The 25173-nt window shown below is 71.3% G+C and carries 22 protein-coding genes; 7 read left to right on the top strand and 15 right to left on the bottom strand.

What is annotated here, in order from left to right; translation table 11 throughout:
* Positions 1–25 precede the first annotated feature (25 nt).
* From OG302_RS23670 to OG302_RS23640, 7 genes are all read right to left on the bottom strand, one after another.
* Entirely contained in the window at positions 26–1192 is a 1167-nt protein-coding gene (locus tag OG302_RS23670; RefSeq protein ID WP_371528597.1) for an acyl-CoA dehydrogenase family protein, read from the bottom strand.
* Positions 1189–3060: a biotin carboxylase N-terminal domain-containing protein gene (locus OG302_RS23665; RefSeq protein ID WP_371750207.1), complete on the bottom strand. Its 1872-nt coding sequence runs from the start codon at positions 3058–3060 to the stop codon at positions 1189–1191. Before OG302_RS23665 ends, OG302_RS23670 begins: the two co-directional genes overlap by 4 nt.
* Positions 3061–3155: 95 nt before the next feature.
* The gene (locus OG302_RS23660) at positions 3156–4757 is read right to left on the bottom strand and encodes an acyl-CoA carboxylase subunit beta (protein WP_371528596.1); all 1602 of its coding nucleotides are present in this window, start codon (positions 4755–4757) and stop codon (positions 3156–3158) included.
* The gene (locus tag OG302_RS23655; protein ID WP_371528595.1) at positions 4754–6550 is read right to left on the bottom strand and encodes an acyclic terpene utilization AtuA family protein; all 1797 of its coding nucleotides are present in this window, start codon (positions 6548–6550) and stop codon (positions 4754–4756) included. The genes OG302_RS23660 and OG302_RS23655 overlap by 4 nt, the downstream gene beginning before the upstream one ends.
* Positions 6547–7341 carry a TIGR03084 family metal-binding protein gene (locus OG302_RS23650; protein WP_371528594.1) on the bottom strand — a complete coding sequence of 265 codons (795 nt, stop codon included), beginning with the start codon at positions 7339–7341 and terminating at the stop codon, positions 6547–6549. The genes OG302_RS23655 and OG302_RS23650 overlap by 4 nt, the downstream gene beginning before the upstream one ends.
* Positions 7342–7453: 112 nt before the next feature.
* Positions 7454–8506: a DMT family transporter gene (locus OG302_RS23645; RefSeq protein ID WP_371750206.1), complete on the bottom strand. Its 1053-nt coding sequence runs from the start codon at positions 8504–8506 to the stop codon at positions 7454–7456.
* A 439-nt stretch (positions 8507–8945) separates the two neighbouring features.
* Positions 8946–11768 carry an FAD-binding and (Fe-S)-binding domain-containing protein gene (locus OG302_RS23640; protein WP_371528593.1) on the bottom strand — a complete coding sequence of 941 codons (2823 nt, stop codon included), beginning with the start codon at positions 11766–11768 and terminating at the stop codon, positions 8946–8948.
* 177 nt (positions 11769–11945) lie between these two features.
* Between OG302_RS23640 and serC the strand changes: the two genes are divergently transcribed.
* Complete coding sequence (serC, locus tag OG302_RS23635; RefSeq protein WP_371528592.1) at positions 11946–13064, top strand: phosphoserine transaminase; 1119 nt, start codon at positions 11946–11948, stop codon at positions 13062–13064.
* A 136-nt stretch (positions 13065–13200) separates the two neighbouring features.
* Here the strand turns inward: serC and OG302_RS23630 are convergent, their stop codons facing one another.
* Both OG302_RS23630 and OG302_RS23625 read right to left on the bottom strand, forming a co-directional pair.
* The gene (locus tag OG302_RS23630; RefSeq protein WP_371528591.1) at positions 13201–14046 is read right to left on the bottom strand and encodes an ABC transporter permease; all 846 of its coding nucleotides are present in this window, start codon (positions 14044–14046) and stop codon (positions 13201–13203) included.
* Positions 14043–15065, bottom strand: a complete 1023-nt coding sequence (locus OG302_RS23625) for an ATP-binding cassette domain-containing protein (protein ID WP_371528590.1) — start codon at positions 15063–15065, stop codon at positions 14043–14045. Before OG302_RS23625 ends, OG302_RS23630 begins: the two co-directional genes overlap by 4 nt.
* A gap of 153 nt (positions 15066–15218) precedes the next feature.
* On the opposite strand from OG302_RS23625, the gene OG302_RS23620 reads away from it, so the two are divergent.
* Positions 15219–15998: a TetR/AcrR family transcriptional regulator gene (locus tag OG302_RS23620; protein WP_371528589.1), complete on the top strand. Its 780-nt coding sequence runs from the start codon at positions 15219–15221 to the stop codon at positions 15996–15998.
* Positions 15999–16019: 21 nt separating this feature from the next.
* Here OG302_RS23620 and OG302_RS23615 read toward each other — a convergent pair whose 3' ends face one another.
* Complete coding sequence (locus tag OG302_RS23615; RefSeq protein WP_371528588.1) at positions 16020–17039, bottom strand: WD40 repeat domain-containing protein; 1020 nt, start codon at positions 17037–17039, stop codon at positions 16020–16022.
* Positions 17040–17135: 96 nt separating this feature from the next.
* On the opposite strand from OG302_RS23615, the gene OG302_RS23610 reads away from it, so the two are divergent.
* Complete coding sequence (locus OG302_RS23610) at positions 17136–17858, top strand: SGNH/GDSL hydrolase family protein (protein WP_371528587.1); 723 nt, start codon at positions 17136–17138, stop codon at positions 17856–17858.
* 21 nt (positions 17859–17879) lie between these two features.
* Here OG302_RS23610 and OG302_RS23605 read toward each other — a convergent pair whose 3' ends face one another.
* Complete coding sequence (locus OG302_RS23605; RefSeq protein ID WP_371528586.1) at positions 17880–18662, bottom strand: hypothetical protein; 783 nt, start codon at positions 18660–18662, stop codon at positions 17880–17882.
* A gap of 387 nt (positions 18663–19049) precedes the next feature.
* Positions 19050–19556: a carboxymuconolactone decarboxylase family protein gene (locus OG302_RS23600; RefSeq protein ID WP_371528585.1), complete on the bottom strand. Its 507-nt coding sequence runs from the start codon at positions 19554–19556 to the stop codon at positions 19050–19052.
* A 15-nt stretch (positions 19557–19571) separates the two neighbouring features.
* Here OG302_RS23600 and OG302_RS23595 point away from each other — a divergent pair, with 15 nt between their 5' ends.
* Together OG302_RS23595 and OG302_RS23590 are read left to right on the top strand one after the other, a co-directional pair.
* The gene (locus OG302_RS23595) at positions 19572–20132 is read left to right on the top strand and encodes a MarR family winged helix-turn-helix transcriptional regulator (protein WP_371528584.1); all 561 of its coding nucleotides are present in this window, start codon (positions 19572–19574) and stop codon (positions 20130–20132) included.
* Between the two features lie 423 nt (positions 20133–20555).
* Positions 20556–21548 (top strand): aldo/keto reductase, encoded by a 993-nt coding sequence (locus tag OG302_RS23590; protein ID WP_361832167.1) that lies wholly within the window; start codon positions 20556–20558, stop codon positions 21546–21548.
* Positions 21549–21693: 145 nt separating this feature from the next.
* Here OG302_RS23590 and thpR read toward each other — a convergent pair whose 3' ends face one another.
* Positions 21694–22263, bottom strand: coding sequence for an RNA 2',3'-cyclic phosphodiesterase (gene thpR / locus OG302_RS23585; protein ID WP_371528583.1), 570 nt, complete (start codon positions 22261–22263; stop codon positions 21694–21696).
* A gap of 152 nt (positions 22264–22415) precedes the next feature.
* On the opposite strand from thpR, the gene OG302_RS23580 reads away from it, so the two are divergent.
* Positions 22416–22925 carry a GNAT family N-acetyltransferase gene (locus OG302_RS23580; RefSeq protein WP_371528582.1) on the top strand — a complete coding sequence of 170 codons (510 nt, stop codon included), beginning with the start codon at positions 22416–22418 and terminating at the stop codon, positions 22923–22925.
* Positions 22926–22997: 72 nt separating this feature from the next.
* Here the strand turns inward: OG302_RS23580 and OG302_RS23575 are convergent, their stop codons facing one another.
* On the bottom strand, positions 22998–24335 hold the full coding sequence (locus tag OG302_RS23575; RefSeq protein ID WP_371528581.1) for an MFS transporter: 1338 nt from the start codon (positions 24333–24335) through the stop codon (positions 22998–23000).
* 72 nt (positions 24336–24407) lie between these two features.
* A complete protein-coding gene (locus tag OG302_RS23570; RefSeq protein ID WP_361832159.1) occupies positions 24408–24845 on the bottom strand; it encodes a MarR family transcriptional regulator in 438 nt (145 codons plus the stop codon).
* A gap of 144 nt (positions 24846–24989) precedes the next feature.
* Here OG302_RS23570 and OG302_RS23565 point away from each other — a divergent pair, with 144 nt between their 5' ends.
* Positions 24990–25172: a ribbon-helix-helix protein, CopG family gene (locus OG302_RS23565; protein ID WP_361832157.1), complete on the top strand. Its 183-nt coding sequence runs from the start codon at positions 24990–24992 to the stop codon at positions 25170–25172.
* Position 25173 lies beyond the last annotated feature (1 nt).

The following is a 25173-nucleotide window of genomic DNA, read 5'->3' as shown; positions in this document are numbered from 1 at the left end:
CAGTACGACTGGTCAGTACGACTGATCAGTACGACTTGGGCAGGCCGAGCGTCTGGTGCGAGACGTAGTTCAGGATCATCTCCCTGCTCACCGGGGCGATCCGCGCCACCCTCGACGCCACGATCAGCGACGCGAGGCCGAACTCCTTCGTCAGGCCGTTGCCGCCGAGCGTGTGCACGGACTGGTCGACGGTCTTCACACAGGCGTCGGCCGCCGCGAGCTTGGCCATGTTGGCGGCCTCGCCCGCGCCCATGTCGTCGCCCTCGTCGTAGAGCCTGGCGGCCTTCTGCATCATCAGGCGGGCCAGCTCGATGTCGATGTGGGACTGCGCGAGAGGGTGCGCGATCGCCTGGTGGGCGCCGATCGGGCTCTTCCAGACGCTGCGTTCCTTGGCGTATCCGACGGCCCGGGAGAGGGCGTAACGCGCCATGCCGATCGAGAACGCCGCGGTCATGATCCGCTCGGGGTTGAGTCCCGCGAAGAGCTGGAGCAGCCCGGCGTCCTCGTCGCCCACCAGGGCTTCCGGGGGCAGCCGTACGTCGTCCAGGGTCAGCTCGAACTGCTTCTCCGGCGCCTGGAGTTCCATCTCGATCTGCCGCCGCTGGAAGCCCTCCGTGTCGCGCGGGACGATGAAGAGGCAGGGCTTGAGGCTGCCGGTCCGCGCGTCCTCCGTACGGCCGACTATGAGCGTGGCGTCGGCGATGTCGACGCCGGAGATGAAGACCTTGCGGCCGGTCAGGAGCCAGTCGCCGCTCGCCTCGTCCTTGCGGGCGGTGGTGGTGATCCGGTGGGAGTTGGAGCCCGCGTCGGGCTCGGTGATGCCGAACGCCATGGTGCGGCTGCCGTCGGCGAGACCGGGCAGCCAGGCCGCCTTCTGCTCGTCGGTGCCGAAGCGGGCGATGACGGTGCCGCAGATCGCGGGCGAGACGACCATCATCAGGAGGGGGCACCCGGCGGCACCCAACTCCTCCAGGACGATGGACAGTTCGGCTATCCCGCCGCCCCCGCCGCCGTACTCCTCGGGCAGGTTCACGCCGAGGTAGCCGAGCTTGGCGGCGTCGGCCCACAGCGCGTCGGGGTGGCCCTCGTCCCGGACGACGCGGGTGAGGTAGTCGCGGCCGTAACGCCTGCCGAGTGCGGCGACGGCCGCGCGCAGTGCCTGGTGCTCTTCGGTTTCGAGGACGGTGCTCATACGGATTGCTCCTCCTGTACGGCGGCTACGACTGCGAGCAGCGCCCCGACCTCGACCTGGCGGCCGGGCGCGGCGTGCAGGGCGGTGAGCGTGCCGGAGGCGGGAGCGGAGATGCGGTGCTCCATCTTCATGGCCTCCAGCCAGATGAGGGGCTGCCCGGCGGTGACCCGCGCCCCCTCGGTGAGCCCGTCGGCCAGGCGCACGACGGTGCCCGGCATCGGGGCGAGCAGGGACCCCGGCTCCTGCCGGGCGGTGGGTTCGGGGAGCAGCGGGAGCGCGGTGAGGGCGGTGTTACCGACGTACACGCGCTCGTCGCCGTACCGGCTCACGGCGAACTTCCTTCGTACGCCGTCGACTTCGAGCACGACGAGCTGACCCGAAACGGAGAGCACGCGCACCCCGTCCGCGCTCAGCCCCTCCCGCGTGTGCCGGTAGCGCACCTCGTGTTCGGTGCCGTCCGGCTCGCTCCGGAAGAGCTTGACCTGCGGCTGCGACGCGAGGTTGCGCCAGCCGCCGAACCGCGAGCGCCCGTGCGCGTCGGCGAGGGCGGCGGCCAGCGGTGCGTGCGGGTCCGGGGCGGGGGCCGCGAGCTCGGTGACGTACCGGTCGTAGAAGCCCGTGTCCATGCGGGCCTCTACGAACTCCGGATGCCGCAGGGACCGTACGAGCAGCTCCCTGTTGGTGACGGGCCCGTGGACGACCGCGCGCTCCAGCGCACCCGCGAGGGTGCGCAGGGCCTCCGCCCGCGTGGGGGCGTACGCGACAGCCTTGGCCAGCATCGGGTCGTAGTGCACGCCGATCGTGTCGCCGTCCACGTACCCGGTGTCGAGCCGCACGCCCGGCACGGAGAGCCGGTGCAGGGTGCCGGTCTGCGGGGCCCACCCGGCCGCCGGGTCCTCGGCGTAGAGGCGGGCCTCGACGGCGTGGCCGCGCGCGGGCGGGGGTTCCTCCGCGAGCCGTGTGCCCTGCGCGACCTGGATCTGCAGCGCCACGAGGTCGATGTCGAACACGGCCTCCGTGACCGGGTGTTCGACCTGGAGCCGGGTGTTCATCTCCAGGAAGTGCGCCCGGTCGCCGTCGACCAGGAACTCCACCGTGCCCGCCCCGCGATACCCGGTCACGCGCGCCGCACGCACGGCCTGCGCGTGCAGCTCGGCGACGAGCGCGCCGGCCAGACCGGGCGCCGGGGACTCCTCGATGACCTTCTGGTGTCTGCGCTGGAGGGTGCAGTCCCGCGTGCCGAGCGCCCAGACGGTGTCGTACGCGTCGGCCATGATCTGCACCTCGACGTGCCGGCCGCCCTCCAGGTAGGGCTCGACGAAGACCTCGCCGTCCCCGAAGGCGCTGGCGGCCTCCGCGCGTGCAGCCTCCAACTCACCCTTCAGCTCGCCCAGTACCCGTACGACGCGCATGCCACGTCCGCCGCCGCCGGACGCCGCCTTCACCAGGACCGGCAGATCGGCCTGGGTGACGTCCTCCAGGCCCAGCGGCGCGATGCCCATGAGTTCCTTGGCGCGCGTCTTGGAGGCCATGGACTCGATCGCCTCCGGCGGCGGCCCGATCCACACGAGCCCGGCGTCCAGGACGGCACGCGCGAAGTCCGCGTTCTCGGAGAGGAAGCCGTAGCCGGGATGGACGGCGTCCGCGCCGGCCGCCTGCGCCGCCTTCACGACGAGCTCGCCGCGCAGATACGTGTCGGCGGGCGCCGTGCCCGGCAGCCGCACGGCGGATTCGGCCTCGCGGACGTGCAGGGCGTCCGCGTCGGCGTCGGAGTACACCGCCACCGTGGCGATGCCCAGGTCGCGGCAGGTGCGGAAGACGCGGCAGGCGATCTCGCCCCGGTTGGCGACGAGTACGGAGTTGATCACCGTGGGGTTGGTTGGGTTGGTTGGGTTGGTTGGGTTGGCGGGGTTGGCGGGGTTGTCAGAGCTGGTGTGGTTCATGGGGTTCGTCATGGAGGTCCTCACATCCGGAAGACGCCGAAGCCACCGCGCGCGCCCTCGTAAGGGGCGGTGTGGATCGCGGACAGGCACAGGCCGAGGACCGTGCGGGTGTCACGGGGGTCGATGACGCCGTCGTCGTAGAGCCGCCCGGAGAGGAACATCGGCAGCGACTCCGACTCGATCTGCTGCTCCACCATCGCGCGCAGGCCCGCGTCGGCGTCGTCGTCGTAGGGCTGGCCCTTCGCGGCGGCGGAGGCGCGGGCCACGATCGAGAGCACGCCGGCGAGCTGCTGCGGGCCCATCACGGCCGACTTGGCGCTGGGCCAGGCGAAGAGGAAGCGCGGGTCATAGGCGCGCCCGCACATGCCGTAGTGCCCGGCTCCGTACGAGGCGCCCATGAGCACGCTGAGGTGCGGCACGCGCGAGTTCGACACCGCGTTGATCATCATCGCGCCGTGCTTGATGATGCCGCCCTGCTCGTACTCCTTGCCGACCATGTAGCCGGTGGTGTTGTGCAGGAAGAGCAGCGGGATGTCGCGCTGGTTGGCCAACTGGATGAACTGGGCGGCCTTCTGGGACTCCTCGCTGAAGAGCACGCCCTGCGCGTTGGCGAGGATGCCGATGGGATAGCCGTGCAGCGAGGCCCACCCAGTGGTGAGACTCGTCCCGTAGAGCGGCTTGAACTCGTCGAAGTCGGAGGCGTCGACGATGCGCGCGATGACCTCGTGCGGGTCGAAGGGCACCTTGAGGTCGCCGGGCACGATGCCGAGCAGCTCGTCCGGGTCGTACTTGGGCGGCTCGACGACGGCGACCGGATCCGCGTACGCCTTGCGCCAGTTGAGCCGTTTCACGACCCGGCGGGCCTGCCTCAGGGCGTCGCGCTCGTCCTCGGCGAGGTAGTCCGCGAGGCCGGAGGTGCGGGCGTGCATCTCGGCGCCGCCGAGCGACTCGTCGTCGCTCTCCTCGCCGGTGGCCATCTTCACGAGCGGCGGCCCGCCGAGGAAGACCTTGGCGCGCTCCTTGACCATGATCACGTGGTCGCTCATGCCGGGGACGTACGCCCCGCCCGCCGTGGAGTTGCCGAACACGACCGCCACGGTCGGGATACCGGCGGCGGACGACTGGGTGAGGTGTTTGAAGAGGGCGCCGCCCGGGATGAAGATCTCCTTCTGCGACGGCAGATCGGCGCCGCCCGACTCCACGAGGTGGAGGGACGGCAGCCGGTTGGCGTGCCCGATCTCGTGCGCGCGGAAGGCCTTCTTCAGGGTCCAGGGGTTGCTGGCACCGCCGCGCACGGTCGGGTCGTTGGCGGTGATCAGGCACTCCACGCCCTCGACGACGCCGATGCCGGTGACCATGGAGGCGCCGACGGGGTAGTCGCTCCCCCAGGCGGCGAGCGGCGACAGTTCGAGGAACGGCGTGTCCGGGTCGAGGAGTAGCTCGATGCGCTCCCGGGCGAGGAGCTTGCCGCGCTTGCGGTGCCGGGCGACGTACTTCTCGCCGCCGCCCTCAAGGGCCTTGGCCTGCTCGGCGTCGAGCTCGGCGAGCTTGGCCAGCATGGCCTCGCGGTGCTCGGCGTACTCGGCGCTCGCGGGGTCGAGCGCGGACGCGAGGACGGTCACGGGTGTACCTCCGTCGGTTCGGTCGTCGGTTCCGGTTCGGACGCGGGTTCGGTCGCTTCGAGCAGTGCGGCCGGTATGTCCAGGTGGCGGGCGCGCAGCCACTCGCCGAGGCCCTTGGCCTGCGGGTCGAAGCGGGCCTGGGAGGCGACGCCCGCGCCGAGGATTCCCCCGACGACGAAGTTCAGCGCCCGCAGGTTCGGCAGGACGTAACGCACGACCGTCAACTCCGCCGCTTCCGGGACGAGTTCGCGGAACCGCTCGACGGTCAGTTCGTGGGCGAGCCACCGCCAGGCGTCGTCCGTCCGCACCCAGACGCCGACGTTCGCGTCCCCGCCCTTGTCGCCGCTGCGGGCCCCGGCGACGAGGCCGAGGGGGGCGCGGCGGGTGGGGCCGCCCGGCGGGAGCGGTGCGGGCAGAGGCGGCTGGTCGAGGTCTTCGAGTACGCGGCTGCCGCCGGGAGCCTGGACCGGGAGGCGCTCGCCGCCGGGCAGGACGGCCACGTGGTCGACGGTGCCGCGTGCGACGTACGCCGCTTCGAAGACTCCGTAGGGGGCGCCCTTGCCAGGGGGTGCCGTGACGTGGAATCCGGGGTAGCTGCCGAGGGCGAGCTCGATCGCGGCGCCGCTCAGGGCGCGGCCGACGGGGTCCTGCTGCGGGTCGCGTACGACGAGGTGCAGGAGGGCGGAGGCGGCCTCCTCGCTCGGGGCGTCGGGGCTGTCGGTGCGGGCGAGTTCCCAACGCACCTCTTGTGGGCGCGACTTGGAGCGTGCGAGCGCGTCCTCGATCTGGGCGCGGACGAGTCCGGCCTTGGCCTCCACGTCCAACCCGGTGAGGACGAAGACGACTTCGTTGCGGAAGCCGCCGAGCCGGTTCAGGCCGACCTTGAGATCCGGCGGCGGTGCCTCTCCGCGTACGCCGGAGACGCGGACCCGGTCGGGCCCCTCCTGCGTGAGGGTGACCGTGTCGAGCCGGGCGGTGACGTCGGGCCCCGCGTACCGGGCGCCGGAGGTCTCGTACAGGAGCTGTGCGGTGACCGTGCCGACGTCGACGAATCCGCCCGTGCCGTCATGCTTCGTGATGACGCTGGAGCCGTCCTCGTGGATCTCGGCGAGCGGGAAGCCGGGCCGCAGCAGTTCTCGCGCCGAACGCTCCCCGAAGAAGGCGTAGTTGCCGCCGGTGGCCTGCGTCCCGCATTCGAGGACGTGCCCGGCGACGACGGCACCGGCGAGCCGGTCATGGTCGCCCTCGCCCCACCCGAAGTGCGCCGCGGCGGGCCCGGTGACGAGGGCGGCGTCGGTCACGCGCCCCGTGACGACGACATCGGCCCCGGCGCGCAGGCAGGCGGCGATTCCGGTGCCGCCGAGGTAGGCGTTGGCGGTGAGGGCGTCCGGGAAGCGGCTCCCGAGGTCGTCCCCCTCCACGTGCGCGACCTGCACGCCAATCCCGAGTCGGCCTGCCAACTCCCGTACGGCGTCGGCGAGTCCACCGGGGTTGAGCCCGCCCGCATTGGCGACGATCTTGACGCCCCGCTCCTGGGCGAGCCCCAGGCACTCCTCCAACTGGCGCAGGAAGGTCTTCGCATAGCCGCGCGCGGGGTCCTTGAGGCGGTCGCGGCCGAGGATGAGCATGGTCAGCTCGGCGAGGTAGTCGCCGGTGAGGACGTCGAGGGGACCGCCGGTGAGCATCTCGCGCATGGCATCGAAGCGGTCGCCGTAGAAGCCGGAGGCGTTGCCTATGCGGAGGGGCGGGGTGGAGAGAGGGACGGTTCGGGGATTGGACGGCGGGGCGGTCATCGCCCGCCCTCCCTGGCCGGGCGCCCCGGCCCCGGTGGTCCCGCGAAGGCCTGGGCGATGTCCAGCCACCGCTCGGCGTCGGCGCCTTCCGCGCGCACTGCGAGATCGTCCCGGTGCGCGCGCTGCGTGACGAGGAGGCAGAAGTCGAGCGCGGGCCCGGTCACGCGCTGGCCGGCGTCCTCGGGGCCGCTGGCCCACAGTTCGCCGGAGGGCAGCCGGAGCTCGACGCGGAAGGGGGCGTCCGGCGCGCTCAGCCCCCGTACGCCGAACGAGAAGTCCCGGGCCCGGACGCCGATGTGGGCGACGTGCCGCAGCCGGTCCGTCGGCTCCCTCACGACTCCCAGCGCGTCGGCGACGTCCTGGCCGTGGGCCCAGGTTTCCATCAGCCGGGCGGTCGCCATGGAGGTGGCCGACATCGGCGGCCCGTACCAGGGGAAGCGGGTGCCGCGCGGGGCGGCCGTCAGGGCCTTGTGCAGGGCGTCGCGCCCGGCGCGCCACTGGGAGAGCAGCTCACCCGGCGGCAGCGCGGCGCCCTCGTCGGCACCGTCGTCGACGAACGAATCGGGAGCCGCGAGGGCCTCCTCGACGAGCCGCCCGAAGGCCTCGCCGTCGGTGACGGCGGTCAGCGCGGCGCGGTCGGTCCAGGCGAGATGGGCGATCTGATGGGCGACGGTCCAGCGGTCGGCGGGGGTTGGCAGCGCCCAGCGGCTGCCGCTCAACCCCTTTACCAGGTGGTCGAGTTCCTCGCTCTCACGGCGCAGATCGTCGAGTACGGGCACAGCTTCGGACACGGCGCTCCCCTCGGGGCACGAATGGGGCCTCCCCTGCTCGAACGAAGTTGAGAGTTCGGGGAAGTGCCCCGGAGCATGGCAGCGCCCGGAGAAACAAGCAAGCGTGCTTGCATTACTTTCCGGACGACTCCGGAACGGAAGCGGCGGCGCCGAGCCCCTCGGCTTCTCCCTCTGCCCGCTCCGCCCGCCCCTCTGCCCGCCCGGCACCCTCCGTGGAAAGGAGCACGGCCTCGGGGGCGGCCCCCGACACGACGTCGCCGGACTTGCGGGCCCGGCCGCGGCCGACCTGGGTCCGCACGGCGCCCATGCTGGCGGCGATGACCAGGGAGATGGCCATGGCCTCGTTCACGGAGAGGGCCTGGTTCAGCACGAGGAATCCGGCGATGGCCGCGATGGCCGGTTCCAGGCTCATCATGATCGCGAAGGTGGAGGCGGGAAGCCTGCGCAGGGCGAGCAGCTCGAGGGTGTACGGCAGCACGGAGGACATCACCGCGACGGCCGCGCCGAGCCCGAGCACCTCGGGCCTGACCAGCTTCTCCCCGGACTCGACGAGGCCGAGCGGCAGGAAGAGGACGGCCGCGACGACCATCGCGAGGGCGAGCCCGTCGGCCTGCGGGAAGCGACGCCCCGTACGGGCGCTGAACATGATGTACGTGGCCCACATGGCACCGGCGCCAAGGGCGTAGGCGACACCAACAGGATCGAGCCCACTGAACCCGCCCCCACCCCCCAGCAAGAAGACACCGCAGAGGGCGAGCCCGGCCCAGATCAGATTGACCGCACGCCGCGACGCGAAGACGGAGAGGGCCAGCGGCCCGAGCACCTCCAGCGTGACGGCGGGGCCCATGGGGATGCGGGCGACGGACTGATAGAAGAGCCCGTTCATCCCGGCCATGGCCACACCGAAGGCGATGACGGTCCCCCAGTCGGCGCGCGAGTGCCCGCGCACCTTGGGCCTGCACACGATCATCAGCACCATGGCGGCGAAGGCGAGCCGCAGGGTCACGATGCCGAGGGCTCCGGCCTTGGGCATCACGCTCACGGCGATGGCCCCGCCGAACTGGACGGAGACGCCGCCCGCGAGCACAAGCCCGACGGGCCCGAGGGCGCCCCACCGCCCACCGGGTGCCGCCTCCTGACCACTCCTCGACGCGTCCACAGCCAACCCTTCCGCTTCTCCGACCCGATCCAGTCCACTCACCTGAACTACTCCGTCCAAGGTAATAGACCACGACAGGATTGTGGAGCCCTTTCACTGCTGTACGCAAACCGGGTCCACATTGCGGGTGCGGGCGGATGGGGCGGCAACTGCGGACCATTGCCGCGGGGCGGTGGCCGCAAGGCCTTGACGCCGGGCGTTTCCCGCAGGGCAGTGCCCGCGGGGCTGCACCCGCAGGACCGTGGCCGTGGCGCTCTGGCCGCCGGGCCACGCCGCTGGGCGGTGGCCGCGGGACCGTCACCGCCGGACCGTCACCGCCGGGCCGTCACCGCCGGGCCTCGACCGCAGGGCCCGAACCAGCCACCGGGCCGCCGCCACCGCAGCCCGTCCCGGCAGGGCACGGCGCCCCGCAGCCCAGAAGCCCCGCACCGAAGCCGTCCCCTCCTCAGCCCTCTCCCCTCAGCCCCTCAGCCAACACCTCCGCCAAATGCCGCCCCCGCACCCCGCCCCCCAGCTGCTCCAGCTGCGTCCGGCAGGAGAAGCCGTCCGCCAGGACCAGTGCGCCGCCCTCCGCCTCCGGCACGGAACCCCGTACCGCCGGCAGCAGTTGTTCCTCCGCGCACGCCACCGATACCTCGTAATGCCCCGCCTCGAAGCCGAAGTTGCCCGCGAGGCCGCAGCAGCCGCCGCTCAACTCGCCCACCAGGCCCGCCTTCTCCCGCAGGCGGCGCTCAGCCGCATCGCCGAGCACCGCATGCTGGTGGCAGTGGGTCTGGCCCACCACCGGGCGCCCGATGCGCGGTGGCGTCCACTCCGGGGCCAGTTCCTCCAGGGCCTGCGCGAACGTCCTTACGCGCCCCGCGAGTTCCCTCGCCCGCGCGTCCTCCCCCAGCAGCTCCACCAGGTCCGTCTTGAGCGCCGCCGCGCAGCTCGGTTCGAGGACCACGAGCAGCGCCCCCGAGTCGAGGAGCGGCGCCATCCGATCCACTGTGCGCCGCATCACCGCACGGGCCCGGTCCAACTGGCCCGTGGAGACGTACGTGAGGCCGCAGCAGACATCCCCCGGCGGCACCACGGGCCGCAGCCCCGCGTCCTCCAGGACCCGCACCGCCGCCCGGCCCACCGCCGGGGACAGGTGCTCCGTGAACGTGTCCGGCCACAGCACGACCGAGGGGCCGCGAGAAGCCCCCGCGGCCCCCCGCGCCCGGAACCACCTGCGGAACGACTCCCCCGCCAACCGCGGGATCTCCCGCTCCTGCGCGATCCCGCCCGCCCGCTTCGCCAGCGACGCCAGCACCCCCACCCGGGCCAGCGCGTTGGCCACCCCCGCCGTCCGCGTCCGCGAGGCAAGCCGCAGCCACACCGGCAGCCAGCCCATCGCGTAGTGCGCCGCGGGGCGCCTGCGGCCCTCGTAGTGGTGGTGCAGGAACTCCGCCTTGTACGTGGCCATGTCCACGCCCACCGGACAGTCCGACCGGCAGCCCTTGCAGGACAGGCACAGGTCGAGCGCGTCCTTGACCTCCTCCGAGCGCCAGCCGTCCGTGACGACCTCGCCCGCGAGCATCTCGTGCAGGAGCCGGGCCCGGCCTCGCGTGGAGTGCTCCTCCTCGCCCGTCGCCCGGAAGGACGGGCACATCACCCCACCTCCCGAACCAGCCGAAGCCGTACGGCACTTCGCGACTCCCACGCACCTGCGCACCGCCGCCGAGAAGTCCCCGCCGTCGTGCGGGTAGCCGAACGCCACGTCCACCGGCTCCCGCGGCAGCGGGGCGAAACGCAGGTTCGAGTCGAGCGGCGCGGGGCGCACCAGCATCCCCGGGTTCAGGAGATCCGCCGGGTCCCACACCCCCTTCACGCGCTCGAACAGCCGGACGAGGCCGGCCCCGTACATCTTCGGCAGCAGTTCGGCCCGAGCCTGGCCGTCCCCGTGCTCGCCCGAGAGGGAGCCCCCGTGCGCGACCACGACCTCCGCCAGGTCCTCCGAGAAGCGCCTGAAGCGCCGCACACCCGTATCGCTCATCAGGTCGAAGTCGATGCGTACGTGAATGCAGCCGTCCCCGAAGTGCCCGTACGGAGTCCCGCGCAGCCCGTGTTCGGTGAGCAGCCCCCGGAAGTCCCGCAGATACGCCCCGAGCCGTGCGGGCGGCACCGCGCAGTCCTCCCACCCGGGCCACGCCTCGCTGCCGTCCGGCATCCGCGTCGCCGTCCCGCTGGCGTCCTCGCGGACCCGCCACAGCGCGCGCTGCCCGACCGGGTCCGTCACGACCACCGAGTCCACCGTGTCCGCGGAGACCGCCCGCGCGATCGCCTCGGCACGCGCGCGTGCCTCGCCCTCGTCCGCGCCGCCCGTCTCCACGAACAGCCAGGCACCGCCCTTGGGCAGCCCTTCGGAGCCCCGTACGAGGTCGGCGGCCATGCCCTCCACCGTCAGCGGCCCGTGCGGAAGCAGCCCGGCGGCCGCTTCCGCCGCCGCGCTCTCGTCGGCGTAACCGAGCACCGCGAGCGCACGCGCGCGTGGCGAATCGACGAGGCGTACGACCGCCTCCGTCACCACGCCGAGGGTGCCCTCCGAGCCGCAGAAGGCGCGGGCCAGATCCACCCCGCGCTCGGGGAGCAGGGCGTCGAGCGCATAGCCGGAGATACGGCGCGGCAGCTCCGGGAAGCCGGTGCGCAGCAGCTCCAACTCGCCGTCAAGGAGCGCCCGGAGGCCGTCGGGGGCGCCGGACCAGCCCTGGCCGAGCGCGAGCCGGGCGCCCGCGCCGCTCACGACCGAGAGCGAGGAGACGTTGTCGGCGGTCGTGCCCCAGGCGACCGAGTGGGACCCGCAGGAGTTGTTGCCGATCATGCCGCCGAGGGTGCAGCGGTTGTGGGTGGACGGGTCCGGGCCGAAGGTGAGGCCGTGCGGAGCCGCGGCGCCCCGCAGCTCGTCGCAGATCACGCCCGGCTGGACGACCGCGGTCCGTGACTCGGCGTCCAGGGACACGATCCGGTTCATGTGCCGGGTGAAGTCGAGGACGAGCCCCGTGCCGGTCGCCTGCCCGGCGATGGACGTACCGGCGCCGCGGGCCACGACCGGCACCCCGCGCTCCCGGCACACGGCGAGCGCCGCCGCCACGTCGTCCGCGTCGCGCGGGGCGAGGACGCCGAGCGGCACGCGGCGGTAGTTGGACGCGTCCATGGTGTTCAGGGCCCGTGCGGTGACGGAGAAGTCCACCTCCCCCCGCACCGCTGCCCGCAGTTCCCTTTCCACGCCTCCGAGATCACTCATGCCCATATCCATGCCCTCAGGATGCCTCCGCGAAGTCCCTCACCGGCCACGACCGGGCGCCCCGCCCGCACCGGCCGTCCGCGTTCCGGAGCCCCGCGGTGTCCACGCGCCGTACGGGACGGTCTCACCCGACGGACACTCCTGAGACGGCCCGGGCGGAGCCGTTAGGCTCACCCCGTGGCTGAGATCCAGATTCCCGCTGACATCAAGCCCGCCGACGGACGTTTCGGCGCGGGCCCCTCCAAGGTGCGCACGGAGGCGCTGGACGCGCTCGCCGCCACCGGTACCTCTCTGCTCGGCACCTCCCACCGCCAGGCCCCGGTCAAGAACCTGGTCGGCAAGGTGCGCGAGGGTGTGCGCGACCTCTTCTCCCTCCCCGAGGGGTACGAGGTGATCCTGGGCAACGGCGGCTCCACCGCCTTCTGGGACGTCGCGACGCACGGCCTGATCGAGAACAAGTCGCAGCACCTGAGCTTCGGCGAGTTCTCCTCCAAGTTCGCCAAGGCATCGAAGCTCGCCCCGTGGCTGGCCGAGCCCACCGTGATCACGAGTGAGCCCGGCACGCACCCGGACCCGAAGGCCGAGGCGGGCGTCGACGTCTACGGCTTCACCCACAACGAGACCTCGACCGGTGTCGCGGCCCCCGTCAAGCGGGTGGCCGGCGCGGACGAGGGTTCACTCGTCCTGGTGGACGCCACCTCCGGCGCGGGCGGCCTGCCGGTCGACATCGCCGAGACGGACGTCTACTACTTCGCCCCGCAGAAGTCCTTCGCGTCGGACGGCGGCCTGTGGATCGCCGCGTTCTCCCCGGCGGCCATCGAGCGTGCCGAGCGCGTCCACGCGAGCGGCCGGCACGTCCCGGAGTTCTTCAGCCTTCCCACGGCGATCGACAACTCCCGCAAGAACCAGACGTACAACACCCCGGCGCTCGCCACGCTCTTCCTGCTCGGCGAGCAGCTGGACTGGATGAACGGCCAGGGCGGTCTGGACTTCACCACCGGCCGCACGGCCGCCTCCTCGCGCACCCTGTACGGGTGGGCGGAGGAGTCCAAGTACGCGACGCCGTTCGTCACGGACCCGGCCAAGCGCTCGCAGGTCATCGGCACGATCGACTTCGCGGACGAGATCGACGCTGCCGCTGTTGCCAAGGCTCTGCGGGCCAACGGCATCGTGGACACGGAGCCGTACCGGAAGCTCGGCCGCAATCAGCTGCGCGTGGCGATGTTCCCGGCGATCGACCCGGCGGATGTCGAGGCGCTGACGAAGTGCATCGACTACGTCATCGACAAGCTTTAAGTACCCGGCGTTTCTACGAAGAGGGGGCGTCCGGCAGGTATCACCTGCCGGACGCCCCCTCTTCGTCGACAGAGCTCAGCCCCTCATCTGCGGGTGCTTCGTGGCTGGTCGCGCAGTTCCCCGCGCCCCTGATCCGTCACCTGCTCAGCTGCTTGAACTTCCGCACCGCCAGCGGCAGGAACAGGAGCGAGATCGCCACCGGCCACACCACCGCCATCAGCACCGCGTTCTGCTCGACCCAGCTCGCCCCGCCCGCCCCGGGGTTGCCGAACAGCTCGCGGGCCGCCGTGCCCGTGGAGGAGACCGGGTTCCAGGCGGCGATCGGTGCCAGCCAGTCCGGCATCAGGGAGGGCGCGACGAAGACGCTGGAGATCATGGTGAGCGGGAAGGCGACCGCGTAGAGCCCGCCCGCCGCTTCCGGCGTGGGCACCACGAGCCCCAGGAACACGCCCACCCAGATCAGGCTGAACCGAAGGAACAGCAGCAGCCCGAAGGCCGCCAGGGTCTGTACGGCGCCCACGCCAGGACGCCAGCCGATCGCGAGGGCGGTGAGCGCGAGGATCGTCAGCTCGGCGCAGGCCACGATCAGGTCGGCGAGTCCGCGCCCGGCGGCCACCGCGGAGGGCGCCATCGGCATCGAACGGAACCGGTCGATGACGCCCTTGCTGGAGTCCGTGACCACCGCCATCGCGGTGTTCATGAAGCCGAAGGCCATGGTCATCACGAACATGCCGGGCATCAGGAACTGCTTGTAGTCGCCGTCCTCGCCGCCGCCGGGCACCTTCATCGCCTCGCCGAAGACGAATCCGTACAGGAGCACGGAGATGATCGGGAAGCCGAGCTGCCAGGCGATGTTGGCGGGCTGGCGCTGGAAGTGCGTGAGGTAGCGGCGGGTGACGTTCCAGGTGTCGGCGAGTGCCCAGTAGAGGCGTCCGTGCGGCGGCCGGGTGTCCGTGGCATCCGCGGTCAGTACGGCGCTCATGCCGCGACCCCCGTCTTCTCGTCGATGTCGCTGTCGCTGTCGCTGTCACTGCCGATACCGGCCTCGTTCTCCGTGCGGTGGCCCGTCAGCCGCAGGAACACGTCGTCGAGGCTCGGCCTGCGCAGGCCGATGTCCTCCACGGCGATCCCCTGGTCCTGCAAGGTCCGCGCGACGTCCGTCAGTGCGCCGACCCGGTCGGTCACGGCCGCCTGGACGCGCCGCTCCAGGTCGACGGACTCGGGGACGCCCTGCGCGACCCGGGCGACCGCCCGCACGGCCGCCGGCAGGTCGGCGGCCTCGCGCACCACGACCTCCAGACAGCTGCCGCCCACCGTGTTCTTCAGGCCGTCCGGGGTGTCGTCGGCGATGGCCCGGCCCTGGTCGATGACGGTGATCCGGGACGCCAGCTTGTCGGCTTCCTCCAAATACTGGGTGGTGAGCAGGACGGTCGTGCCGTCCGCGACCAACTTCCTTACGGTGTCCCAGACTTCGAGGCGGCCACGCGGGTCGAGCCCGGTGGTCGGCTCGTCCAGGAAGAGGACCTCGGGCGAGAGGATCATCGAGGCAGCGAGGTCGAGCCTGCGCCGCATGCCGCCGCTGTACTGGCCCGCGCCCTTGCCCGCCGCGTCCACCAGATCGAACTGTTCCAGCAGCTCCTGGGCGCGCCGCGCGGCCCGCTTGCCGCCCAGGTGGAAGAGGCGGCCGAACATCTCCAGGTTCTGCCGACCGGTGAGGACCTCGTCGACCGCCGCGTACTGGCCGGTCAGACCGATGCGGCCGCGTACGGCATCGGGCCTGCGCACCACGTCGGCGCCCGCGACCTCGGCGTGCCCGCCGTCGAGCCGCACCAGCGTCGAAAGGATGCGCACGGCGGTGGTCTTGCCCGCACCGTTCGGGCCGAGCAGTCCGTGCACCGTGCCGCGCTCCACGCGCAGATCGAAGGCGTCCAGGGCCTTCTTCTCGCCGTAGCGCTTGTCGAGCCCCTCGGCCCGTACCGCGTATGCGTTCGTCTCGCTCACTGCCCCTCCAGCGCTTCTCGTCCCGACCGTCCCCGGAGGTACTGACCGCTCCGGCACCCCTCTGGGTACGCCGTACTCAATGGAGAGTACACCGTACCCAGTTCTGTGGGTACACCGTACCCAATTACTGTCCGGACGATTAGGCTGAGCGGCATGACGAGCACGAACGGCGGCGACACCCAGCGCACCGGAAGCGACATCGCCCGCAGCCTGGAGCTGCTCTGGGACGAGGGCGAACGCCCCACGCGGGGCCCCAAGCCCGGACTCACCCTGGACCGGATCGTCACCGAGGCGGTGCGCCTCGCGGATGCCGAGGGGCTCACGGCGGTCTCGATGCGCCGCCTGTCCACGGAGCTCGGCACCGGCACGATGTCCCTGTACCGCTACGTCCCGGGCAAGAGCGAGCTGCTCGACCTGATGCTGGACCGGGTGTTCATGCCGGGCCCGGACGCCGAGCCCCCGACCGGCGGCTGGCGCGATGCCGTGGAGGCGTACGCCCGGGAGACCCTCGTCCTCTACCGCGCGCACCCCTGGCTGCTCCAGGTGAACCAGGCACGGCCGGTGCTCGGCCCCGGCTCGGTCGGCGGCCTCGAACGGACCCTGTCCGGCATCAAGTCGATGGGCCTGACCGACCCCGAGCTGATCGGCGTGATCGTCATGGTCGAGGGGTACGTCACCGGGGTCGCCCGCACCCAGGCGCACGAGACGGAGGCCGTCAAGAAGACCGGCCTGACGGACGAGGCGTTCTGGGAGGCGCAGACACCGGCCCTCGGGCGGATCATGACCAGCGGCCGCTACCCCCACCTCGCCGGGCTCTCCGAGGACGCGTTCGGCTCGCATTTCGACCATTTCGAGTTCGGCCTGCAGCGCCTGCTCGACGGCCTCGACGTGCTGGTGGCGCGACGCGAGGCAGGGGGCGGCGCCCCGGCGTGAGCGCCCCCCGCCCCCGCCCCGCTACTTCCGCCGGAACACCCGCTTCAGCCCGAAGAAGGCGGCGAGCACGACCGCGACGGCCAGGGCGCCCGTCTTGACGTCACCCCCGAGCCCGAAGCCCTCACCGCTCCCGCCACCGGCCGAACTCCCTCCGCCGGAGGACGAGTTGTGGCCGCCGCCCGCGCCTTCGACCTCGACGGGCTCGACGTCGCCCTGCTGGCCCTCGGTGCCGTAGAGGAGGGTCGTCCCGTCCAGGGTGTACGTCACGGACTCGCCCTGCCGCTGCAACGGGACGCTCAGCCGTCCCTCGCGCTTGGGCATCGCGCCCTCGCCCTTCCAGGTGTACGAGACACCACCGAGGTACCCGCGCAGGGCGAGCTGTTTGCCGTCGGGCGAGAAGGCGCCGTCCGTGGTCCAGAGCCCGGTGGTGCCCAGACGCTTGAAGACGTTGACCCCGGAGGAGGACATCCGCGCGGGCCCTTCGTACAGGGCGCCGCCCTCCTCCTTCTTGTCGGCGATGTAGATGCGGCCGGTCTTGGGGTGCACCATCATCGCCTCGGCGTCGCGCGCCCCGTCCGCGTACTTCACCGTGTACTGGGTGGCGCGGACGGTCCGGTCGCCCAGCTTCTTCGGCTCGGGCAGCTTGTAGATCCACACGTGGGACCAGGTGCCGCCGAGGTTGTCGCCGATGTCGCCGACGTAGATGTTGCCGTCGCTGCCGACCGAGACGGCCTCCACGTCGCGGGGTTTGCCGACCCCGGTCATGGTGACCGTGGCGACGGTCTTGCCCGTCTTGCCGTCCACCGCGTAGAGCAGCGCCCCGTTCTTGTCCTGGTCGTTGTGCGTCCAGTAGACGCCGGGGTGGGCGCGGGACGCGGCGAGGCCGCTGGACTCGATGATGCGGGGGTCCTTCATGGTGAACCCGTCGTGGCCGTCGTCGGCGGCGGCGGGGCCCGTGGCGGCGGCGAGAAGGAGCAGGGCCCCGGCACCGACGGCGGCGACGACACCGCTGGCACCCGTCGAAGAACGCTGTGAACGCATGGGCCAAGCCTGCCACCCCCGCGCCGGGGGGCGGACGTTCGCCGGGTGTTGAGCCTCACATCGCAGGCCGGGGCGTTGATCCGCGATGATGAGCGGATGCTCAGGTTCATGTTCGTCGGCGACTCGATGACGATCGGCAGCGCGGGGGAACACACCTGGCGCTACCGGATGTGGCAGCACCTGCGGGCCTCGCTCGGCGAACAGGACTTCGCCGTGGTGGGCCCGCGCCGCGCGCTGCACGACAAGGCCACCGGCGAACCCGTCTCGTACGCCTATGCCGGCGGCGACCCGGACTTTCCGCGCGAGCACTTGGCGGGCTGGGGCGAGGGCTGGCTGCACATGGCGCCGCAGATGGCCGACGCGGTGCGGCAGGACCGGCCCGACGTACTGCTGATCTCGCTGGGCCTGATCGACCTGGGCTTCTACACGAACGCGGAACAGACGGCGGAGAACGTGCGCCGCTGCGTCGCGGCGGCGCGGTCTGCGAACCCGCACATCCGCCTCGTCCTGCTCCCCGTGATCCCGAACATCCGGGCCAGGACGGACGCCCCGTTCGCCGCGGAGGTGGCCCGCTTCAACGTCCTGCTCGCCAAGGCGGTGGCGGACCTGGACACGGGGGCGTCCCCGCTGCTCCTTGCCTCGACGCCGCCGTCGTACGACATCGACTGCGACACGTACGACGGGACGCACCCCAACGCGAGCGGTGAGCACAAGCTGGCGGCGGCGTTCGCGGACGCGATGCACCAGGCGTGGGGCGTGGGGGCGCCGTACGAAACCACGCCCCCGGCCCTGCACGAGCTGACCGAGCTGACTGCCTGACCGGCCTGACCGAGCTGTCGGCTACCGGCTGAAGTTGGCCTTCAGGGCCTTGAGCCCGGCGATGTCCCACTTCGTGTACTGCCCGGCGTACTTCTTGCCGCGGGTCACGCTGCCGCCCTTGCCCATGGCGTGACCGCCGTTGGGCGAGCACATCACCGGCAGGTCCTTGCTGCTGTTGGTGGCGCACTCGTACGGGTCGGCGGTCCGGTTGGCGTCCGAGCCGTCCGTGTTGGCGTGGTCGAGCCCGATCGAGTGCCCGAGCTCATGGCTGATGAGGTTCCGCAGGCGGTACGGGTCGATCTTCCACGAGCCGTTCCAGTACTCGCTGTCCATCCATATCCACCCACCCCAGGCGCTCTGGTTGCCGCTGGCCGAGCAGGGGTGGGCCTGGGAGTAGCCCGGCTTGTTGCCGGGGGTGAAGGGCCGGTACTTCATGCCGACGGCTATGACATGCCGCTCGGCGGTGGAACAGGCCGTGACTTCCTTCTGATACCCACTGGCGAGCGTGAACTTGGTCCCGGTGACCGAGGTGAGCTGGGCGGCGCTCTTCTTCAACTGCGCGCGCAGCTGGGCCTCGGCGGTCCTGGCCTGGGCCGCGGTGAGCTTGCTGCCCGCGCCCGGCTTGACGATCTTGATCACGTACGGATCGGGGCTGAGTGACTCGATCCCCCGCCCGGACAGGATCCGCCATCCGGTGCCCTTGTAGACATCCCCCGCGGCATAGGCCGGATTGCTCAGCGCGACGAGCCCCGCGGCAGCGGCGACCACGCCCACAGAGCGCACGATCTTCTTCTTGACGGTCATGCCGAGATCCTCACCCACCCCACCAACAACTCCCCAACGTCCCTTCGTGCAGGGCCCCGGGCCCTCTAAGGTCGCGCGGCGTCACGCGGCGCGTAGCCCTTTGGCCTGTGAGGTCGGACGGAAGGCTGATGTCTGGCTGGGATACGTGGCGGCGGTGGCGCTGTTCGTCCACTGGTGGGCGGGGCACGAGTCCCGCCGCGGGACGAGGACCTCCACGGGCGCTGTTCGCGGTGGGCGTGTGGCTGGTGACGGTCGCGGGGGCGTACGCGATGGAGCGGGCGGGGCGCCCGGGGCCGGTGGAGGCGGCACTGCGGCGGGTCATGTACCGGGCGCGCCCCACACGGCCGACTGCCGCCGGCCCCTCCCCCCGCGCCACCGGCGGCCCCGTCACGTAGCCCGCGTCAGCCGGTTCGCCAGCGTCGACATCGTGTACGTACCGATGCCCATCACGACCTCCAGGGCGTTCCGCTCCGTATGACCGGCCGCAAGGAACTTCTTCAGCTCCTCGTCCCCGACGCCACCGGCGGTCGCCAGCACCTCCAGCGTGAACTGCCGTACCGCGTCCAGCCGTTCATCGCTCAGCGCACGCCCCTCGCGCAACGCGGCGATCAGGTCGGTGTCCGCTCCGAGCTTGCGCAGCTTCGCGGTGTGCATGGTCACGCAGATGTGGCAGTCGTTGCGTACGGCGACGGTCATGATGACAACTTCGCGGGCCACCGGATCCAGCGTCGTCCGCTCGAAGGCCGCGCTCAACTCCAGGAAGCCGTTGAGCAGTTCGGGTGACTCGGCGAGCCGCGCCACCGCGTTAGGCGTCTTCCCGAAGGCGGCGGCCGTGCGCTCCATCGCGGCGCGGGACTCGGCGGGCGCGGTTTCCACGGTGTGCTCGGCGAACAAGAGGTACCCCCTACGATGGACAACGTGGTTGACGAAAAAAAGGTAAACCAGGTTGTCGATCCCCGCAAGGGTGTTCCGACGGAGGAGTCGGAGAAGAGCAGGGAAGCAGATCGCGACGGACGCGGCTTCGAGCTGCCGCTGCTCCTCTTCGCCGGGTTCCGCACCCTGATCGACCGGCTGCACGCCGAGCTGGCCCGCCAGGGCCACCCGGACCTGCGCCCGGCCCACGGCTTCGCGATGCAGGCGATCGGCGCGCGGGGCACGAGCGCCAGCGAGGTCGGCCGCAGGCTCGGCGTCTCCAAGCAGGCCGCGGGCAAGACGATCGACCGCCTCATCACCCTCGGCTACGCGGAACGCACCGACGACCCGTCCGACGCCCGCCGCAAGCTGATCCGCCTCACCCCGCACGGCATCGACGCCCTGCGCCGCTCGGCGGCGGTCTTCGACGAACTGCACGCGGAGTGGGCCGGTCAGCTCGGCGCGGGACGCCTGCGCACGATGGAGGACGACCTGCGCACGGTCGTACCGCCGGACGCGTTCCGGCTGGACGCGGCGGGCTGGCTGGGCGGCTCGTGACCTTGTTCCCGTGCGTACCGTTGCGCTGCGCGGCTGCAGACAATCGATCGGCGGCCGGGGAGGAGCGCCCCAGTGACAGCGGACCAACCGCTGGGACATCACGCTGGGCGTCGTCGAGCAGCTGAGGACCAAATATCCGCGTCAGCGTGTGCTCTCCGACGTCCGTATCGACTACCCCGGCGACCTCAACGGCCTCCGCAGCGACGTGGCACTGGTCGCGGAGAAGGCCGAGCGCACGAATACACCCAGCCCAAGGACGGCGGCTACCACGTCGAGACGAACGTGGACTTCGGGGAAGAGGTCGACCTGACCCACACCTTCCTCGGCCTCACCTTCGACACCGCCGACTTCGCCCGCGACCGACCGCCCCACCGGCCCCGCACCCTTGCCTAGAGCGCACTTCAAGCCGTTGGCTGGGTTCCCATGGAGTACACGCAGCTGGGACGCACAGGACTCAAGGTCAGTCGACTCGTGCTCGGGACCATGAACTTCGGGCCGCTCACGAACGAACCCGACAGTCACGCGATCATGGATGCCGCGCTCGACGCGGGCATCAACTACTTCGACACCGCCAATGTCTACGGGTGGGACGAGAACAAGGGCCGCACCGAGGAGATCCTCGGCACCTGGTTCACGCAGGGCGGCGAGCGGCGCGACAAGGTCGTCCTCGCCACCAAGATGTACGGGAACATGGCCCTCGACGGAAAGCCGGCGTGGCCCAACCACGACCTGCTCTCGGCGGTGAACATACGCCGGTCCGTGGAGGCCTCGCTCAAGCGGCTGCAGACCGACTACATCGACATCTACCAGTTCCACCACATCGACCGCCGCACTCCCTTCGAGGAGATCTGGCAGGCGATCGACACCCTCATCACCCAGGGCAAGATCCTCTACGCCGGGTCGTCGAACTTCCCCGGATACAAGATCGCCCAGGCCAATGAGATCGCCGCGCGGCGCGGCAGCTACGGCCTCGTCAGCGAGCAGTGCCTCTACAACCTCGCCGAGCGCAGCGCCGAGATGGAGGTCATCCCGGCCGCCCAGGACTACGGCCTGGGCGTCATCCCGTGGTCGCCGCTGCACAGCGGACTGCTCGGCGGCGTCCTGAAGAAGGAGGGCGAGGGCAAGCGGCGCGCCGCCGGACGGGCCGCCCAGGAGCTCGCGAAGCCCGAGCGGCGCGCGCAGGTCCAGGCGTACGAGGACCTGCTCGACAAGCACGGCCTCGCCCCGGGCGAAGTGGCGCTGGCCTGGCTGCTCACGCGGCCCGGCATCACCGGCCCGATCGTCGGTCCGCGCACCGCCGAGCAGCTCACCAGCGCGCTGCGCGCCGTCGAGCTGAAACTCTCGGACGAGCTGGTCGACGCCCTGGACGAGATCTTCCCGGGTCCTGGCCCGTCGCCGGAGTCCTTCGCCTGGTAGCGGCTCCCGCGACGGATCACGCGGCCGCGGTCATCGCCTCAGCGATCACTGGCCGACCGCGGCCGCCACCGCCACGACGACGAACATCAGCACGAGCACACCGGCCATGATCCGGTTCCTGGTTTTCGGGTCCACGTAGTCGAGGTTAACCGGCTCCGCCCAGTGGCCATCGACCGACCACCTCATAGCGGGGCCGCTCCCCCGGCACCCCGCTCACGGGCAGATTGCTCCGTACGAGGGTCAGCTCGGCCACGGTCCACTCCGCGCCCCCGAACTCGGCGAGGCCGTCGGCGTACGCGCGCAGGGACGGCTCCCCGTGGCCGCGGGCCAGCGTCAGGTGCGGACGGTAGTGGCGGTGCTCCTCCATGGTGATGCCGGACCTGCGGGCCGCGGCGTCCGCCCGCCCGGCGAGAAGGCGCAGGGCGTCCACGTCACCGCGGGCCCCGGCCCACAGGGCGCGGTCGCCGAAGTGGCCGCCGCCGTGCAGGGCAAGCGGGAAGGGGGTCGTGCGCTTGGCCGCGCGGGACAGTCGCTCGGACAGCTCGGGGACGATGCCATCCTCGACCTCGGCCATGAACGCCAGCGTGAAGTGCCAGCTCTCGCGGCGCGTCCAGCGCAGGGCTTCGGCGCCCGGCAGGGCCTTCAACTTGTCCGCCGCTTCGGCCAGTTCATCCGCCGCTTCGGGGGGCGGCAACACCGCCGCGAAGAGTCTCATGGGGGTGAGTCTGGCCTCTTGCGGTTCTTTCGGGCTGAATATTTCAGCCCGTCCGGCGTTTGAGGACGAACTCGGCGAAGCCGGTGATCTACGGCCACTGTTGGCGGCGAAGCCGGTTTCGGGAAGGGGCGGGGTTGGGGAAGGCATCCCGCATGGACAGCCACATAACCATCCGCCCCGCCGGCCCCGACGACATCCCCACCGTCCTCGCCCTCTTCGACGAGGCCGTCGCCTGGCTCGTCTCCCAGGGACGCACCGGACAGTGGGGCGACAAGCCCTGGTCGGCCAACCCGAAGACCATCGCCCTGGTCGAGAAGTACCTCACCACCGGCTCCGCCTGGATCGCGGAGATCGGGGGCCAGCCGGTGGGCACGCTCACCCTGACCGACGGCCCGGGGTCGTACATCGCGCCGGTGGAGGAACCGGAGCGCTACATCCACCTGCTGGCATCGCGGCACGGCACGGGCGCGGGCGCCACCCTCCTCGCGCACGCGGCGGAAGAGACCCGGAGGGAGGGGATCTCCCTGCTCCGGGTCGACTGCTACGCGGGCGACGACGGCAAGCTCGTCGCGTTCTACGAGCGCAACGGCTTCACGCGGACCGAGGCCTTCCGCGCCCAGGAAGGCACCTGGCCGGGCCAGATCCTGGCCCGGCGCGTCTGATCCGGAGGGCCGCAGTGCCGGAGTGCCGGAGTGCCGAAGTGCCGAAGTGCCGCAGTACGGACCACGGACGGACTACGCCGCCGTGGCCATCTCCCGCGGCACGAACTGCACGTGCTGCTGCCCGCGCCGCAGATCCACCTTGAGCCGCAGGTTCGCGGCGCGGGCCAGCATCAGGCCGACGCCGACCGCGGCCACGGCGCAGATGAGGCCCCCGACGGCCATGCTGAGGCGCACTCCGTACGCGTCGGCGAGCCAGCCGAAGAGCGGGCCGCCCAGGGGGGTGCCGCCGGTGAAGACCATCATGAACAGCGACATGACCCGGCCCCGCATCTCCGGGTCGGTGGCCATCTGGACCGAGGAGTTGGCGGTGACGTTCACCGTCAGGCCCAGGATGCCGATCGGGACGATCAGCGCGACGAACATCCACAGCTCGGGCGCGAACGCGGCCACGATCTGCAGGACGCCGAAGGCGATCGCGGCCCCGGCGAGCAGCCGCAGGCGTGAGGTGCCGCGGCGGGCGGCGAGCAGCGCACCTGCCAGCGAGCCGATCGCCATCAGGGTGTTGAACAGCCCGTACATCCCCACGCCGCCGTGGAAGATGTCGTCCGCGAAGGCGCTCAGCCAGATCGGGAAGTTGAACCCGAAGGTGCCGACGAAGCCGACGAGGACGATCGGCCAGATCAGCTCGGGGTGCTTGGAGACGTAGTTCAGGCCTTCCTTCAGCTGTCCCTTGCCGCGCGGCTTGCGCGGGGTGGGGTGCAGCTCGCGGCTGCGCATCAGCATCAGGCCGGTGAGCGGCGCCAGGAAGGACAGGCCGTTGGCGAGGAACGCCCAGCCGGGGCCGACGGCCGCGGTGAGACCACTCGCCACGGCGGGGCCGATGAGGCGGGCGGACTGGAAGTTCGCCGAGTTCAGCGAGACGGCGTTGCGGACCTGGTCGGGTCCCACCATCTCGGACACGAAGGACTGCCGGGTCGGGTTGTCGACGACCGTGACGAGGCCGGTGAAGAAGGCCGCGAGGTAGACGTGCCAGACCTGGACGTTGCCGCTCAGGGTGAGCGCCGCCAGGAACAGGCCGCTGATGCTCATCGCGCCCTGGGTGCAGAAAAGCAGCTTCCGCTTGGCGAAGCGGTCGGCGATGACGCCGCCGTACAGACCGAACAGGAGCATCGGCAGGAACTGCATCGCGGTGGTGATGCCGACCGCGGCGGAGGAGCCGGTGAGGCTCAGGACCAGCCAGTCCTGGGTGATGCGCGCCATCCACGTGCCGGTGTTGGAGACAACGGCGCCGGAGGCGAAGAGCCGGTAGTTGCGTATCTTCAGCGAGCTGAACATCGACGACTTGGCGGCAGGGGACTTGTCGAGGGTGGTTGGTGCGGGGGCGGAGTCTGCTCCGGATCCCGTACTCAAAGGCGATTCGCCTCCTTGGCGTCGTACGGCACTGTCACATGCAGGCCGAGGGGCTTTTGGGTTGTGCTGTTCCTACAGGTGCGCGAGCTTCTCCAGGACGGGCGCGGCGGCGCGCAGGCGCTCCCACTCGTCCTCGTCGAGGTGCTCGGCGAGGCCGGCCAGCCAGACGTTCCGCTTGCGGCGGCTCTCCTCGAGCATGGCCTCGGCCGTCTCCGTCTGGGTCACCACCTTCTGGCGGCGGTCCTCGGGGTGCGGCTCCAGCCGGACGAGACCCTTGGCTTCGAGCAGCGCGACGATGCGGGTCATCGACGGCGGCTGCACGTGTTCCTTGCGGGCCAGCTCACCGGGGGTGGCGTGGCCGCAGCGGGCGAGGGTGCCGAGCACCGACATCTCGGTCGGGCTCAGCGACTCGTCGACCCGCTGGTGCTTGAGTCGACGGGACAGGCGCATCACGGCGGAGCGCAGGGAGTTCACGGCGGCGGCGTCGTCACCATGGGAGAGGTCCGGCATGTTCGTTAGAGTAACTCATTACTCTAGCTAAAGACCACCTGGATTCCCGCATCTCGGGTCACAGAACCCTTTAGTCACCCATATGAGTGAGGTGGCTTCGGAAAGTGAGACACGGCCCGCGGCGTGGCGGCGACCCTGTCACCCATGGGATCGACAGTGCTCAGCCTGCGGATAGACGGTGAGCTGCTCGACCGGCTCAAGCAGCACGCCGCCAAGAGGGGAATGAGCGTCCAGGACTACGTCGCCGGGACACTCATCCGCAATGACTTCGACGAGCGCTTCCAGAGCGCCGTCGAGGAGACGGAAAAGTTCTACGGGGCGGCCTGAT

This window comes from Streptomyces sp. NBC_01283, from assembly GCF_041435335.1.
GTDB lineage: Bacteria > Actinomycetota > Actinomycetes > Streptomycetales > Streptomycetaceae > Streptomyces.
The sequence above is the reverse complement of the archived record's forward strand: the minus strand, read 5'-3'. Positions and strand labels throughout refer to the sequence as shown.

What these genes read in the sequence shown, in the direction of transcription:
- thpR (WP_371528583.1), bottom strand. Translation starts at nt 22,263, where the DNA reads ATGAGACTCTTCGCGGCGGTGTTGCCGCCCCCCGAAGCGGCGGATGAA.
- OG302_RS23605 (WP_371528586.1), bottom strand. Translation starts at nt 18,662, where the DNA reads ATGACCGTCAAGAAGAAGATCGTGCGCTCTGTGGGCGTGGTCGCCGCT.
- OG302_RS23670 (WP_371528597.1), bottom strand. Translation starts at nt 1,192, where the DNA reads ATGAGCACCGTCCTCGAAACCGAAGAGCACCAGGCACTGCGCGCGGCC.
- OG302_RS23620 (WP_371528589.1), top strand. Translation starts at nt 15,219, where the DNA reads ATGACGAGCACGAACGGCGGCGACACCCAGCGCACCGGAAGCGACATC.
- OG302_RS23630 (WP_371528591.1), bottom strand. Translation starts at nt 14,046, where the DNA reads ATGAGCGCCGTACTGACCGCGGATGCCACGGACACCCGGCCGCCGCAC.
- OG302_RS23595 (WP_371528584.1), top strand. Translation starts at nt 19,572, where the DNA reads ATGGACAACGTGGTTGACGAAAAAAAGGTAAACCAGGTTGTCGATCCC.
- OG302_RS23580 (WP_371528582.1), top strand. Translation starts at nt 22,416, where the DNA reads ATGGACAGCCACATAACCATCCGCCCCGCCGGCCCCGACGACATCCCC.
- OG302_RS23655 (WP_371528595.1), bottom strand. Translation starts at nt 6,550, where the DNA reads ATGACCGCCCCGCCGTCCAATCCCCGAACCGTCCCTCTCTCCACCCCG.
- OG302_RS23640 (WP_371528593.1), bottom strand. Translation starts at nt 11,768, where the DNA reads ATGAGTGATCTCGGAGGCGTGGAAAGGGAACTGCGGGCAGCGGTGCGG.
- OG302_RS23610 (WP_371528587.1), top strand. Translation starts at nt 17,136, where the DNA reads ATGCTCAGGTTCATGTTCGTCGGCGACTCGATGACGATCGGCAGCGCG.
- OG302_RS23565 (WP_361832157.1), top strand. Translation starts at nt 24,990, where the DNA reads ATGGGATCGACAGTGCTCAGCCTGCGGATAGACGGTGAGCTGCTCGAC.
- OG302_RS23615 (WP_371528588.1), bottom strand. Translation starts at nt 17,039, where the DNA reads ATGCGTTCACAGCGTTCTTCGACGGGTGCCAGCGGTGTCGTCGCCGCC.
- OG302_RS23570 (WP_361832159.1), bottom strand. Translation starts at nt 24,845, where the DNA reads ATGCCGGACCTCTCCCATGGTGACGACGCCGCCGCCGTGAACTCCCTG.
- OG302_RS23590 (WP_361832167.1), top strand. Translation starts at nt 20,556, where the DNA reads ATGGAGTACACGCAGCTGGGACGCACAGGACTCAAGGTCAGTCGACTC.